The organism is Neobacillus jeddahensis, from assembly GCF_000612625.1.
GTDB lineage: Bacteria > Bacillota > Bacilli > Bacillales > Cytobacillaceae > Neobacillus > Neobacillus jeddahensis.
The window spans coordinates 1-14,617 of the sequence record NZ_CCAS010000084.1 but is presented as its reverse complement, the minus strand read 5'-3'; the positions used below and the strand labels follow the sequence as shown (position 1 = coordinate 14,617).

The 14,617-nt window shown below is 40.5% G+C and carries 14 protein-coding genes; 7 read left to right on the top strand and 7 right to left on the bottom strand.

Annotation, left to right across the window (positions count from 1 at the left end; translation table 11 throughout):
- Positions 1 to 11: 11 nt before the first annotated feature.
- A complete protein-coding gene (locus TY15_RS21430; protein WP_040205714.1) occupies positions 12 to 707 on the bottom strand; it encodes an AIM24 family protein in 696 nt (231 codons plus the stop codon).
- Between the two features lie 213 nt (positions 708 to 920).
- Here TY15_RS21430 and TY15_RS21425 point away from each other — a divergent pair, with 213 nt between their 5' ends.
- Both TY15_RS21425 and TY15_RS21420 read left to right on the top strand, forming a co-directional pair.
- Positions 921 to 1,433 (top strand): CD3073 family putative ECF transporter S component, encoded by a 513-nt coding sequence (locus tag TY15_RS21425; RefSeq protein WP_042375521.1) that lies wholly within the window; start codon positions 921 to 923, stop codon positions 1,431 to 1,433.
- Positions 1,423 to 1,887: a CD3072 family TudS-related putative desulfidase gene (locus TY15_RS21420; RefSeq protein WP_040205717.1), complete on the top strand. Its 465-nt coding sequence runs from the start codon at positions 1,423 to 1,425 to the stop codon at positions 1,885 to 1,887. Before TY15_RS21425 ends, TY15_RS21420 begins: the two co-directional genes overlap by 11 nt.
- A gap of 127 nt (positions 1,888 to 2,014) precedes the next feature.
- Here TY15_RS21420 and TY15_RS24765 read toward each other — a convergent pair whose 3' ends face one another.
- Complete coding sequence (locus tag TY15_RS24765) at positions 2,015 to 2,179, bottom strand: hypothetical protein (protein WP_179301753.1); 165 nt, start codon at positions 2,177 to 2,179, stop codon at positions 2,015 to 2,017.
- Between the two features lie 201 nt (positions 2,180 to 2,380).
- Here TY15_RS24765 and TY15_RS21415 point away from each other — a divergent pair, with 201 nt between their 5' ends.
- Together TY15_RS21415 and TY15_RS21410 are read left to right on the top strand one after the other, a co-directional pair.
- Entirely contained in the window at positions 2,381 to 2,956 is a 576-nt protein-coding gene (locus TY15_RS21415) for a TetR/AcrR family transcriptional regulator (RefSeq protein WP_040205719.1), read from the top strand.
- A 113-nt stretch (positions 2,957 to 3,069) separates the two neighbouring features.
- On the top strand, positions 3,070 to 5,184 hold the full coding sequence (locus TY15_RS21410) for an MMPL family transporter (protein ID WP_040205720.1): 2,115 nt from the start codon (positions 3,070 to 3,072) through the stop codon (positions 5,182 to 5,184).
- Positions 5,185 to 5,259: 75 nt separating this feature from the next.
- Here the strand turns inward: TY15_RS21410 and TY15_RS21405 are convergent, their stop codons facing one another.
- The 4 genes from TY15_RS21405 to TY15_RS21390 form a co-directional block, all read right to left on the bottom strand.
- Positions 5,260 to 6,414 (bottom strand): mannitol-1-phosphate 5-dehydrogenase, encoded by a 1,155-nt coding sequence (locus tag TY15_RS21405; protein WP_040205721.1) that lies wholly within the window; start codon positions 6,412 to 6,414, stop codon positions 5,260 to 5,262.
- Between the two features lies 1 nt (position 6,415).
- Positions 6,416 to 6,853 (bottom strand): PTS mannitol transporter subunit IIA, encoded by a 438-nt coding sequence (locus TY15_RS21400; protein ID WP_040205722.1) that lies wholly within the window; start codon positions 6,851 to 6,853, stop codon positions 6,416 to 6,418.
- Positions 6,854 to 6,855: 2 nt separating this feature from the next.
- Positions 6,856 to 8,979: a BglG family transcription antiterminator gene (locus tag TY15_RS21395; protein WP_040205723.1), complete on the bottom strand. Its 2,124-nt coding sequence runs from the start codon at positions 8,977 to 8,979 to the stop codon at positions 6,856 to 6,858.
- A gap of 291 nt (positions 8,980 to 9,270) precedes the next feature.
- Positions 9,271 to 10,695 carry a PTS mannitol transporter subunit IIBC gene (locus TY15_RS21390; RefSeq protein ID WP_040205725.1) on the bottom strand — a complete coding sequence of 475 codons (1,425 nt, stop codon included), beginning with the start codon at positions 10,693 to 10,695 and terminating at the stop codon, positions 9,271 to 9,273.
- Between the two features lie 320 nt (positions 10,696 to 11,015).
- Between TY15_RS21390 and vanR the strand changes: the two genes are divergently transcribed.
- From vanR to vanY, 3 genes are all read left to right on the top strand, one after another.
- Positions 11,016 to 11,711: a vancomycin resistance response regulator transcription factor, VanR-F/VanR-M family gene (gene vanR / locus TY15_RS21385; RefSeq protein WP_040205726.1), complete on the top strand. Its 696-nt coding sequence runs from the start codon at positions 11,016 to 11,018 to the stop codon at positions 11,709 to 11,711.
- Positions 11,704 to 12,822 carry a sensor histidine kinase gene (locus tag TY15_RS21380; RefSeq protein ID WP_040205728.1) on the top strand — a complete coding sequence of 373 codons (1,119 nt, stop codon included), beginning with the start codon at positions 11,704 to 11,706 and terminating at the stop codon, positions 12,820 to 12,822. The genes vanR and TY15_RS21380 overlap by 8 nt, the downstream gene beginning before the upstream one ends.
- 98 nt (positions 12,823 to 12,920) lie before the next feature.
- A complete protein-coding gene (gene vanY, locus TY15_RS21375) occupies positions 12,921 to 13,799 on the top strand; it encodes a VanY-A/VanY-F/VanY-M family D-Ala-D-Ala carboxypeptidase (protein WP_040205730.1) in 879 nt (292 codons plus the stop codon).
- A gap of 141 nt (positions 13,800 to 13,940) precedes the next feature.
- On the opposite strand, the gene TY15_RS21370 is transcribed toward vanY, so the two are convergent.
- Positions 13,941 to 14,468, bottom strand: a complete 528-nt coding sequence (locus TY15_RS21370) for a chromate transporter (protein WP_040205731.1) — start codon at positions 14,466 to 14,468, stop codon at positions 13,941 to 13,943.
- Positions 14,469 to 14,617 lie beyond the last annotated feature (149 nt).

Below are 14,617 nucleotides of genomic sequence, written 5' to 3'. Positions count from 1 at the left end.
TGACCCCCTTTTTAGCCTTGTGTAGCCTTCATTTTGACCTCTTCATACGGTTGAACGACTACAAAGCCCTCACCCTCGAACTTCATTTGAATCGACTCCCCACTTCCCCTGCCAAAAAACGTCTTAAGGCTAATATCGGTTTGAAACTCTGGTTGGAGATTTCCAGACCACGCCACCGTCGCATTTGGATCAGTAATCACAGGCTGCCCCGGTGTGACCCTTAAGGTGAGTGGCTCATAATGGGTCGTAAACGCAATCATCCCTGTTCCTTCACATCGGACATTAAATAAGCCCCCGGCCATCATCCCGGCAACCTTCCTCATCAATTTTATCTGCCATTTTATACTTGGTTCAAAGGCGAGCAAATCATTGCCATTTACGTAAATCGCCTCATTTTGCAAATTCAAAATAATAATCTTCTTACCTTCATCGGCAAGATACAATTTCCCCTGGCCATTCGCCTTCATCAATGAAGTACCTTCACCCGTAAAAGCCTTTTTAAAAGCAGTTCCTAATCCATGCTCTAAAATACCTTCACGAACAAACTTAATTGCACCATGATAAGCAACCATCGATCCCGCCTTTGCCCATACCTGACCGTTGAGGTTAACCTCTAGCATCCGTGGGGTTTCTAATTCAAAAAAGCCCTCCCCCTTATCCTCCTGCTCCGTTTGTTTTACGAACTCATTTATTGAATACCTGCTCACGCAAAACACCATCCTTTCATAATTAGTATTTACGAAGCAGGACTAATAATGTTTCAGATTATTCTAGTAAAATGGCAGATACTTAATGGCCAATCCTTCATTTTTGAAATGTTCTCCATAAAGATAAACAATCTGTTTTAACAAAATAGACAAATAATACACTTACAAAGGCATTCAATAAAACTTAAAATAAAATTAGATAGATTATAAAAATTGGGAACGGCAGTCTCATCAATGAAAATTCCCCTTTTATTCCTTGATACGATAGGAACGGTTTTAATTGCCGTTTTATTTGGACCATGGTGGGGAGCTTTAGCAGGAGGACTAACCAATGTGGTTTTAGGGGTCACAACAGGTCCCTCCGCGATGTTCTTTGGACTTGTTAATATCGCGATTGCCTTAGTATCCGGTTACATGGCGAGAAAGTTTGATTTTAGAAAATGGTATATTGCCCTCATTACCGGTATTATGTTATCCATTATCGCACCGCTTATCGGAACACCTATAGCGGTTGCCGTCTACGGCGGTTTGAATGGAAGTGGCATGGATTTAGTCGTTTTATGGTTACGCTCTGCTGGAGAAAGTGTATTTGCTTCAACCTTTATCTCGAGAATCACCGGAAACTTTGTCGATAAGATTATTACTTGTCTACTTGTAACAGTGATGATTGCCCGTGTACCAAATCTCTCAAAAATCGTGAAAAAGGGTAAAAAAAATGCAGCGTAGTAAAAAGATATTAATCGTCTCCCATTGTATTCTGAATCAAAATACCGTCATAGAAAACGAAGCACGTGCAGCGGGTGCTGTCCATTCAGCCATTGTATGGGCCATGAAAGAGGGCTACGGGTTTCTTCAGCTACCATGTCCAGAATTTACTTTCCTTGGCTTGAACCGTCCATCGATGACTTACGAAGAATACAATACAACAGAATACAGAGAACACTGCCGCGAGATTTTAAAGCCGATCCTACAACAAGCAAAGGATTACGTTCACAATGATTACGAGATTACTGGGTTACTAGGGATCCAAAGCAGTCCCTCCTGCGACCCGACTAGAGGTATCTTTATGGAAGAGTTGACAGCTCTGTTTGCCGAGAATGGAATCCATTTACAAACACTTTGGTATTTACCAAACACAAACGACCCACAATTTAAAAGTGATGTTCATTTTATAAAGTAGAGACCCTAAACAAGCCAGCTTCTTGGAGGTTGGTTTGTTTTGTTATGATGCCCTTGTCTGAAAAACGCACAAATCAGTACCATTCCCACTTTTGTTTCTATTCATAGTCATACAGATTGATAGCTTCTTACTTCTTAGATTGATTGACTTCAACCAACTTCTTCAAGGTTGAGAGGATATTTTGCAGACTGATCAGGATAAAGCCCAGCATGACAAAGGTAACGATCTCCCCAGTAAAAATGGAAACGATTGCCAAGATAATCGCATAGATTCCATATAACCAACTATTCATCTTTCTTCACTCCAATCAAAAGATTCTAACCTTAACTCTAGATTACCATATACACCCATCCCACTAATAGATGATGCGCACTCATAAACCTGTTTTCTATCACAAACCTTACCAACTTGTTCACAAAATACCAACCAGGTACCGAACAGTTATTTTCTTTGTACATACCCTTGCCTTATAATAAAGGTTGGGGGTGAACCAATGGCACGTGAGCGCAAATTTTCAACAGATGAACTATACCATGCAACAGAACGGATTCTGCTTAAGCACGGCTATGAGGGATTTAGTTTTAGTCTTTTAGCGGAACAGTTAGACATCTCCAGAGGCGCCATTTATAAGTATTTTGATAATCGTGAAGAGCTCATCACGAACTATATGCTTTATGAAATGAAGCTTTTTCTCGAAGAACTAAAAATAATTGAAGAGTATCATAGCTTTGATGAGAAGTTTACCTTTTTATTGGAGCTGATTTTTAAAAATTCCACCGTCCCGCAGATGATTGAGATCGGTCGGCGTGTACCCATTAACGAAAATAATAAGGTAAAAGAGAATATTGGCCAGTTAGAAAATCTTCACCTCGATATGTACAAGCATCTCCAAGGCTTTATCGACCTAGGGAGACAGGAACAAAAACTAAAGGCATCCATACCGGACTCTTTAATATTGGGGATTATTTTTCAATCGATCATGATTCCTAATCATTTTGGGATCTCTCCATCAGAATGGGTTCAATCAATTAAGGAGATACTTTGCCACGGAATGTTAAAAAATGATTAATTGACACTTGTGTTACTTTTAAAGATAATGATAGTGACAAGAGTGTCATTAACCTTTTTCTAAAGTGACACTTGTGTTACTTTAATTATTAAAATTTCAGAAAGGAGAACAAAATGAAAATATTATTACAGGCTATCACAAATCGTGTTACAACTAAAAAGGGCATGTGGATCACCTTAGCAGCTTGGCTGATCGTAACCATGGCATTAGCCATGTTCGCACCTAGTGTGCGGGATTATCAGGTTTCGAAAATAGACACACTGCCTGACGATGCTAAATCCGTAGTCGCCCAAGCGAAAGTAGATACGTATTTTAAAGATACCGAAGGACTACCCGCCATTCTAGTTTTCCAGGCAAAAAATAACGAGATTGCCCTTTCAGACCTTACTACGCTGTTAGACAAGGTCGAAAGCGAACAGATTAAAGGAGTGCAACAGGTTGTACCGCTATCAGCGCTTCCACCTCAAGCAACTGCTGGTTTCTTCTCAGAGGATAAAACAACCGCATTAATCCCCTTGAGCTTTGATGCTTCCTTAGAAACAAAGGAAATGCAAAAATCGATCGATAAGATTAGTAAAATGGTCAAGGACTCCTCCGAGCTTACATTGTATGTCACAGGACCAGCTGGAATTGCTACAGATACGCTAGATCTGTTTTCCCGCGCCGATTTAGTCCTAATCTTCTCAACGGTCGGCATTATTTTAGTATTATTAATCGTTATTTATCGTTCACCATTATTAGCGCTGATTCCCCTCCTTGGAGCTGTATTTGTATATGAGATCGTGACTCAGGTACTTGGGATCATGGGAAAAGGCGGACTGGTAATGAGCAGCCAAACGGTCTCGATCATGTCGATTCTCTTGTTTGCAGCCGTGATTGATTATTCCTTATTCGTCTTCTCCCGTTACCGTGAAGAATTGAAAATTCACGAGAATAAATATGAGGCCATGCAAGCAGCTATGAAGGAAACGGGCATGCCCGTCTTCTTTTCAGGTGGAACTGTTTTGGCGGCTATGCTTGTGTTATTTTTCGCAAAATCAGGTGACTATCGCAACTTTGCACCCACCTTTGCGACCACCATGGTTATTATTATGATTGCATCAATTACGCTGATTCCGGCCCTATTTACTTTATTCGGCAGAAAATCGTTTTGGCCTAGAATCCCACGGGTTGGCGATCAAACCACTACTAAACAAACACTCTGGAGTAGAGTCGGTCGATTTGTCGCAAAAAAACCAGGGATCTCTGTGGCGGTTGTCAGTATCATCTTGTTAGCAGCAGCAAGTAATATGTTCAATCTGAAGTATGAATTTGACACCATGAAATCATTCCCTGACGATATGCCTTCCCGTCAAGGCTATGAAATCTTAGAAGATAAGTTTGAAAAAGGCGACCTTGCGCCAACAACCGTCTTGTTTGAATCTGCAGAAGCCATCACAGCTAAGCAGCAAGCGGAATTACGAAACACATTGGCCAACCATTCGCTTGTCAGCGGGGTCCGGATAAACGGTATTACTGACAACCAAAAGGTAATCAAATACAGCCTTACATTTAAAGGAAATCCTTACACCACCAAGACCATGGATGCCATGGAAAAAATCAGGGATAACAGCAAAGATATCATGGCTGACAGTCATGTAGATGGCAAGCTGTATTTTGCCGGCGAGACCGCTTCAAAGGTTGACGATCGAACAGCCAATAACCGAGATGTCATTCTCATTGTTATCCTTGAAACGATTTTAATTTTTTCGATGCTGATCATCCTAACGAGGTCATTTAAAATGCCCATTTACATGATGGGTACGATTTTGATTTCCTTCCTAGCTGCTCTAGGGCTCGGGACGTTCTTAAGTAATCTATTCTTTGATATCAGTACGATCAGTGACCGTGTACCGCTTTATGCATTTGTTTTCTTGGTTGCCCTTGGGATTGACTATAACATTATGCTTATCTCTAGATTCCAGGAGGAACGTAACAATCACTCTGTAAAAGAAGCGGTCGAAATCGCTGTTGCCAACACAGGCGGTGTCATTTCCTCTGCCGGTATTATTTTAGCCGCAACCTTCGCCGTCTTGATGACGCAGCCAGTCGAACTGCTTTTTATCTTCGGCTTCATTGTCGCCGTCGGAATCCTACTGGATACTTTCTTAATCAGAGGAGTTTTATTACCAGGATTAATCGTTTTATTGGAAAAGGATCAGGCAATAAGTAGAAATAAATTAGGTTAAAGGAAAGGGCGAGGTGCGCGCCTTTTGGCTCAAAAAAAGCTTGTCTCCATCACTGGAAACAAGCTCTTCTACTTTTTATTTGTTTTTTAACTGCTGGTATTGCTCAACAATTCCTTTGAACAACGAAGAGCTTTCTTCCAATTGCGTATACTTAGAGATGGCTGCTTCAAGACCTTGTTCCTGAATCGTTGTCTGAACTTGAACCGCTTCTTCATCGGTTGAAACATCATATAATAAGGCAGCCGCAATCCCCTTCAAGAGATAGCTTGGTTCCTTACCAATCACTTCAACATATTGACGAGCCGGGCTCACTAGACGGTCATTTGGTCCAAGTTTGCGAATCGGCGAGCGTCCTACCCTTGTCACTTCATCTACAATATAGGAGTTTGAGAAACGACCGATGATTTTTTGAATGTATTTGTGATGGTCTGCTTCATTAAAGCCATATTTTTTCACCAAGAAGGCTCCGCTTTCTTTCAATGACCCTTCCACTAATGCGCGAATTTGCTCGTTCTCCATCGCCGTATTAATCGTTTCCATCCCATAATAATAACCAAAATAGGCAGCTAGGGCATGGCCTGTATTAACGGTAAATAATTTCCGTTCAATATACGGTACTAGTTCTTGAACATAGGTGATGCCCTCAACCGGTGGTTTTTCGCCAACGATTTTTGGTTCTTCCACGACCCACTCATAGAACGGTTCCACTTTCACCATCAATTTATCTTCATTGACTTGATTCGGGACAATCCGGTCAACGGCTGAATCCGGGAAGCCAAAGCGCCCTTCGAATTGCGTGGCCTCTTCAGCTGTTAATTTTTCAAAAATCTTCTCTTTTAAAAGTGATGTTCCGCCGATCATATTTTCACAAGCAATTATATTAAGTGGTTGATCGGTTAGTTCCACGCGTTTACGTAAACCATCCGCAATAATGCCGGCAATAAACGGAAGAATATTAGGGCCAATCGCAGTTGTGACTAAATCCGCTTCTGCAATTGCCGCGATGACTTGCTCTGGATTTTTCGCACTGTTGATGGCTCTTACATTTTTAATCGTAACCTCTTGTTGCGCAGGTTCCGCAAGAACGACACGATATTCCTTCTTCTCATTTAATAGGTCCACAATTACTTCGTTTACATCGACAAAGCATGTTTCATAACCTGAATGATATAGTAGATTTCCAATAAACCCGCGGCCGATATTACCTGCTCCAAAATGAACGGCTAACATATTAATTCACCTCTGCAAAGATTGCTAAAATTTCATCTGCCGATTTAGCAGAAACTAATTTTTCAATATTTTCTTCCTCTGAACATACAATCGCAATGTTGGACAAGATATCTAAATGCTCGTTATCTTTACCGGCAATGCCAATTAACAATTTGACGATGTTTCCGGAACCAAAGTCCACGCCTTCTGGAACCTGAACAAAGGAAATACCTGATTCCTTTACAAATGACTTAGAATCTTCCGTACCATGTGGAATAGCCACAAAGTTACCCATATAGGTCGAGGTTAATGCTTCTCTTTCCATCATTTTTTCGATATAGTCTGCGTCCACATAGCCCTTATCTACGAGGATGCTGCCTGTTAAGCGGATGGCTTCTTCCTTTGTTGCCACAGAGGCATTTAAGATAATATTTTCTTTCGCTAAAATGGTTGTTGTCATAATCAAACACTCCTTAATTCTCTTAATTTCTCGCTGAAAAATTGATCTAATCTTGTTGCTAGTAAACCACTGATTTTATCATAATCGTTTGATTGAAAGACGGCTATATTTTCATCACTTTCAATTAACAAGGAACTCACATAGCTTAATACTTCTAAAGACTTCTCAGATGCTTGTTGCGGCGATAATAGTAAAATCATTACACGCATATCCATTTCCTGATCATCCATACCCAAAACCTTAATTGGTGCGGGTAAAACAGATAGGACAAAGCACGGCTGGGTCACAAAGACGGATCGGGCATGAAATAAGGCCATCCCCGTTTCCGGAATTCCGATTCCACCAAGTCTTTTTCGTTCGAGCACGGCCTGAACGACGGCTTCGACCTGTTCAATCCGCTGTTCCTCGAATAATCGTTGGCATACATGGATCAGAATCTCCTCTGTTGTATTAGGCACATTGTCTTTGTTTAAATCGAACCCTTCAAGAAGGCTTGCAATCGTCCCTGCATAACCTTGAATCGTATGCATTTCTTCTACCAGCATGGTGACATTTTTTCTGTTCAGATTGCCTGTTAACTTAACGGGCAGCTGCTTTTCAGAACTGTTGACAATCTTATATTCATTGATAAAGGTACGAATCTTTTCAATCTCATCATGATTTAAAAAAGGATTGACGATAATATAATCGGATTCGTAATCAGGGATATGAATGGTTGAGATCACTAATTGATAATCGGCCGAATTCATTTTTTTAAACTCCATCACCGAGACGTTTTGAATGTGCTTCAGCTCAGGGAATTCTTTTTGTAATCTTGTCGCTAGCATTTTCGAAGTACCAATTCCACTCGAACAAACGACAAGGGTTTTAAAGTTTATTAGATTTCTATCACCCAGTATAGCGGCACCAAAATGCATGACAAGATAGCCTATTTCTTCATCAGGAACATGAACATCATAGAAAACCTGCTCGGCAGCTTGCTTGACAATCGCATATAAATCAGCATAATCCCGTTTAATTTTATCTAACAAGGGGTTACTAATTCCCATCTTTTGCTTCATTCGATAGCTTGCAGGTTTTAAATGCATGACAAGCCCTTCAAACAAAGAGCGATTATGCGTCAAGTCCATGTCTACTAGTTTCCCCACCTGATCGATCAGCTTTTTGGTTTTAATCGCAACCTGCAGGCTGGTGTCTTCGTTGAGATATTCATTATCATGTCTTAGCTTCGCACCCTTTAAATGCATGGTGATATAGGCAACCTCTGCTTCTGGGATAGTAATCGAAAAAACTTGCTCCAATTGCGCTACAATTCTTCCCGCAAATTTATATTCTTTCGTCTCTTTTTGATCTTCTAAATAGGCTGGATTAATGTTAATTCCTTCACCCTTTTGGATGCGTTCCACTGCTAATGCTAGATGGACCACTAGCCCTATATAGGCGCTATCCGCCATGGAAAAGGGCAATTCTTGAACGATCGCGTTGACGATTTCTTCAACTATGACGAGCTTTCTCTTTTCGACAAGCCCCATCAGTCGTTCAGATATGGTATGAATTTGCTGAGTGGATCGTTTTTGAATATTTTCTCGTGTTAACGAGAGAATTTCCGATTCATCCAGATACTCAGAGATAAGACTGCTCATCACTCTTCGTTTAGCGCTTTCATCTCCGTCGATTTCAACCCCATAGCCTCTTTTACGAATGAGGGTTAACCCAAAAGTCTGGATTTTCTCTTCCAGTTTTGTCAAATCAGCACTTACCGTTGCAATCGTCACATTAAGATCACTGGCTAAACTAAGTAACTTTACTGGTTCATTTGTTTCTAATAGTTCACAAAGAATGATCGTCTGGCGTTCATCCTGCGTGTATTCTGTATGTGAAATATTAAACAAAACTAATTCTAGTTCGCGGATCTTGCTCGGTTCACCAATGATTTGCACACCTACACCGGACTTTTTCTGTAAGGTTAGGTTATATTCGCCTAAAATATCCTCTACATTTTTTAGATCGCGATGGATGGTCCGTCCACTTACACCAATTTGATCTGCGAGGTCCTTCACGGTCATTTCATCTTGATGCTTGAATAAGATTTCAAGGATTTGTCTTTCTCTTGCGGAGATATACATCGTTCACACTCCCTCCAAGTCGACCGTCAGCCTCCCATCTTATATTGTTGCCAAAATTAAAATATTATACTGACAATCTAATTTTATACCCGCAATATCCTTTATACAACATGAGTTAGTTATAAATTAGTCAATTCCATTGTTGACATCATTAAAATACGAACGAAGAAAGTGCCTGTTAATTTCCGCCCCAGATAAAAATAGTAGGCAACATCAACCATGAGTTTTAACGTGGCCAATAGGACAAGAAAGAGCCTAGTTCACGTTCACTAGGCTCTAAGCTGTTTGCTCTTAGTCTTTCTTTAATGAATTCACTAATTCATCATATCTAGGACTATTTAAGAAGTTTTCTACGGAGATATGCTTGGCATTTGGAAGCTTTGCTTTCGCACGATCAGTTAAATCCTTATGCGTTACAACCACATCCGCATCATCTGGTAAATTATTAATTGCTGTATTAATAACCGTTACATCTAGACCAGCTTTTTTCGTTTTGTTTCTAAGGATCGAAGCACCCATCGCACTTGAGCCCATACCAGCATCACAAGCAAAGACGATCTTGTTGACATTGTCAGGATTGATCTCAGCTTGTTTAGTTAATACAGAACTTACAGAGCTCTTTTTACCCTTCATTTCTTCCATTTTTGCTGTTGCAGAAGATAAATCTTCTTCCTCTTCTGTCGCTTTACTTGTTTTTAGGATCAAGGCTGCGATGGCAAACGATACAGCAGTTGCTACAACCACACCTGCAAGGACTGCAAAATATCCACCCTTTGGTGTCATCGCAAGTAGGGCAAAGATACTACCTGGTGATGGTGCTGCTACAAGACCTGCATCAAGAAGATTGAAGGTGAATACTCCACTTACTCCACCAGCCATAGCGGCAAAGATTAACATCGGCTTCATTAAGATATATGGGAAGTAAATTTCATGAATTCCACCCAAGAAGTGGATAATGACTGCACCAGGTGCTGTTTGTTTTGCTGTCCCTTTACCAAATAACATAAAGGCTAGTAGAATCCCTAAACCAGGACCAGGGTTTGTTTCTAATAAGAACAGAATCGATTTTCCTGCTTTTGCTGCTTGTTCAATCCCTAATGGGCTTAAGATTCCGTGATTAATAGCATTATTTAAGAATAATACTTTTGCCGGTTCAATAAAGACGTTTGCTAATGGTAACATATTATGGTCGATAATAAATTGGACGCCATTTGCTAAGATTTTACTTAACCCTTCAACCACTGGGCCAACACCTTTATACGCCCCTAGTGTTAATAAACCACCGAGAATTCCTGCAGAGAAGTTATTAACAAGCATTTCAAATCCAGATTTGATTTTTCCGTGTACAAGTTTGTCAAAAAATTTAATGACAATACCACCAATAGGTCCCATGATCATAGCGCCTAAGAACATTGGGATATCCGTTCCGACAATGACACCCATCGTAGCTGTTGCACCAACAACCCCACCTCGACTGTCATAGACCATCCGACCACCAGTAAAACCAATTAATAATGGCAGTAAAAATTTAATCATTGGATCAACAAGTGTTGCTAGATCCTTATTTGGCCACCAGCCGGTTGGAATAAATAAGGCAGTGATAAGCCCCCAAGCAATAAAGGCACCAATATTCGGCATTACCATTCCACTGAGATAACTACCAAACTTTTGTATTTTAACTTTTACATCTGATTTATCTTTAGTTGTTTCATTCATCTCTTTTTCCCCCTTCAACCAGTTTGTTGAACTTTATACTTTTATACTAAAGCGTTTTCATTAGTGTTTCAATTTATACAAAACTCCATTTTGTCACAATGGTTGTTGCCAACATTTTATTTTTCTGAAAAAGTTATTTACCATGATCGTCATTTTAAAGGACCTTATCCGTTTAGAAGACCTCACACCCTAGCCTTGAATATGAACGGGAAATGATAGAAAATAAACTGAAGTCCCATCTCATGACATGAAAGATGATCCTACAATAATAGTTAAGATTATTAATCCTTAAAGGTACCTACATTTAGGAGTGAATATAAATGAAACCCATATCAATATTAGTCGCGGATGATGAAGAGGAAATTGCCGACCTGATTGCCATCCATTTAGCGAAAGAAGGCTATCAGGTGATAAAAGCAGCGGATGGGCAAGAAGCCCTTCATGTGATTAACACGCAACCGATTGATTTGCTGATCCTTGATATCATGATGCCAAAAATGGACGGTTATGAGGTCACTCGCCACATTCGCGAGCAACATAATATGCCGATAATACTCGTTAGTGCCAAGACCTCGGATTTTGATAAAGTCCATGGTCTGGTGATTGGCGCAGATGATTACATGACAAAGCCGTTCACCCCGATTGAATTGGTGGCCAGGGTGAATGCGCAATTGCGCCGCTTTATGAAGCTGAACCAACCGAAGATCAATCCTCCATCCAGTTTGGAATATGGTGGATTAGTGATTTCCCCTGATCAACGTACCGTTCATCTCTATGGTGAAAGCATCGAGCTTACTCCGAAAGAGTTTGATATTTTATATTTACTCGCTAGTCATCCTAAGAAGGTTTATAACGTCGAAACAATCTTTCAACAGGTGTGGGGCGAGGCCTACTTTGAAGCGGCCAATACCGTGATGGTCCACATTCGGACATTACGAAAAAAACTAGCAGAAGATAAACGGAAAAATAAACTGATTAAAACCGTTTGGGGAGTCGGGTATACGTTTAATGGGTAAATTCGTCCGTAGTTTCCGCTCAAAGATGATTTTGTTATTTGGATTAAGTATGATCCTCGCCGGCCTGATTACCTATCTCCTCTTTAAGGGATTACAATTCTATTATCATTCGGTGGTCCGGTTTGGAGACCGACTCGCCTTTTATCGACAAGCTATGAACGAAATAGGCGATATTAACGTTTTCTTACTACTGTTCATCCCGCTTTCCATCCTGTTTTTCTATATCCTGACGAAGCCGTATTCTCGCTATTTCGCTGAAATTTCAGCAGGGATCCATTCCCTCGCTCGCGGCGACTTTTCCAACAGCGTTGAAATTAACTCGAATGATGAATTTAGTGATATCGCCCAAGATATTAACTTAGCTAGTGAAAAATTAGAGGAAGCCGTCGCTCGCGGCGATTTTTCAGAGAACAGTAAGGATCAGCTCGTAGTAAATTTAGCGCACGACTTACGAACACCGCTCACTTCTGTTTTAGGATATTTAGATTTGCTCCTCAAGGATGAGTATTTAACTAGAGAGCAGGTTAGACATTATTTAACGATTGCTTTTACAAAATCACAACGTTTAGAACGACTCCTTGACGAACTATTTGAAATCACCAGAATGAACTACGGAATGCTGCCTGTTGAAAAAAAGCAAATTAACTTAACCGATCTGTTGATCCAATTAAAAGAAGAAATGTATCCAGTCTTTGAGAAAAATGATTTAACCGCACGGGTGTATCTTCCCCCTCAATTACCTGTATGGGCCGATGGCGAGCTGATCGCAAGAGTGTTCGAAAATCTATTAACGAATGCCAATCGGTATGGGGTTGATGGACAGTTTGTTGATATTAACGGCCTGATTGATGGGGAAGAAGTCGTCGTACAAGTGGTCAACTACGGAGAGCAGATTCCAGTAGAAGAGCTGCCGTATTTGTTTGATATGTTTTATACAGGCGACAAGGCCCGCACCCATCAAGAAAATAGTACTGGTCTTGGTTTATTCATTGCTAAAAATATTGTTGAACAGCATGAGGGAACGATACAGGCAGACAGTACTGTCATTCAGACGATTTTTGAAGTTCGTTTACCACTGATAAGTGGAGATAGTGAGCCTCAAGAGCCTTAAACAGGACAAGATTTAAGAAAAATTTAAACTTTACCCCACTTTTTATTTAAAAAGTTTTTCCTATGCTAGGAATAAGGAAGCACAAGGAGGAACTGGACATGAAGAAGTGGGGATTTTTGTTGCTTTGTATCGTCGGCCTAGCATATGTGGTCGTCAACAAGGCATCTTTTTTTCAAGAAAAAGTAAAGATTCAATCATATGATCAAACTGCTAAAAAGAATTTTGAAGATATAGGAACTTCAGCAACCATTCAGAACACAGGTATTTCAAGAGAACAAGTCTTCCAAGGTAATTTACTTTTAGTCAATCAAGAATATCCCGTACACCAAGAAAGTATCAAATCCGATGTCGTCAATTTATTCGAGCACAAAGAATTAACAGCTGGATTTTCATTACTCGAAAGTGATATTTATTTATCAAGAGATATTGCCGAAAAATTTTCCGACATGATTGCTGGAGCAAAGGAAGCAGGCGTGACGCATTTTTCGATTAATAGCGGCTTTCGCGCATTTGACGAGCAAGATCAACTATATCAAGAAATGGGCCCTGACTACTCCTTGCCAGCAGGCTTTAGCGAACATAATTTGGGGTTATCGCTCGATGTTGGTTCTACACTAATGAAGATGAATCAAGCACCAGAAGGTAAGTGGATCGAAAAAAACGCCTGGGCATACGGCTTTATCTTACGCTATCCGCAGGATAAAACAGCCATTACCGGCATTCAGTATGAACCATGGCATATTCGTTACGTCGGTTTACCACATAGTGCGATCATGCATGAAAAGAATTTTGCTTTAGAAGAATATTTGGATTATCTAAAAAGAGAAAAGAGCATTTCAGTCAATTTCAATGGAAAATCCTATTTGGTATCTTACTATCCTCTTTCTCAACTAAAAGATATTAAAATACCGAAGGATCGCCATTATGAAGTCTCCGGCGACAATATGGATGGGATTATCGTGACTGTGTTCGAATGATAATCGGACAAGCAGCAAGATGCCCAAACCAGAAATATAAAAAGGCCTGTACCAATCACTTGATACAAGCCAAAATTAGTTTTAAATGTCTTCCTGGAACGGACAGTGTCCATGAACAGTGCCTGACACCTGACACCCTGCTTAGCCGGTTACGGCACCGACAACGAGGGCGATGAGGATGACGAGGGCAGGGTGCCATTTGAGTTTTTCCATCAGTAGGTAGCTTCCCGCCACTAGGAGGATGGTGTATAGGGCTCCCAGGGTTAGGACTGAGTCTTTTGCAAATTGGTAGGTCATGACTCCGAGCAGGACGGCGATGATGGGCCGCACGATGATGGAGATATTTTTCACTTGCGGTTTGTCTTTGTACTTTAAGAGCACCGCCATTAACACGAGCATCAAAATGATAGATGGTGCTACAGAGGCAAATAAACCGACAATACTTCCGAAGACACCGCCCTCCGTATACCCAATATACGCAGCCAATTTTGTAGCAATCGGTCCTGGTAAAGAGTTCCCAACCGCTAATACTTCACTGAATTCCTGTCTCGTCATCCATTCATAGTGACCCACTACTTCATTTTCGACTAATGGAATCGAAGCGGGACCGCCGCCATAGCCTAAAATCCCAGGGATAAAGAAGGCCATAAAGATTTTCCAATAAATCAATCCTTAGCCCCCCTTTTCCCAAACGGAAGAAATACAAAAATGATCAATACTAGAATAAGGATAGCTGGATGCACATTTAAACCTTCCATTAATAAAAGTGAACCGAAAATAATCAATAATCCTTTAATCCAGCCAAGGGTTTTGCCTGA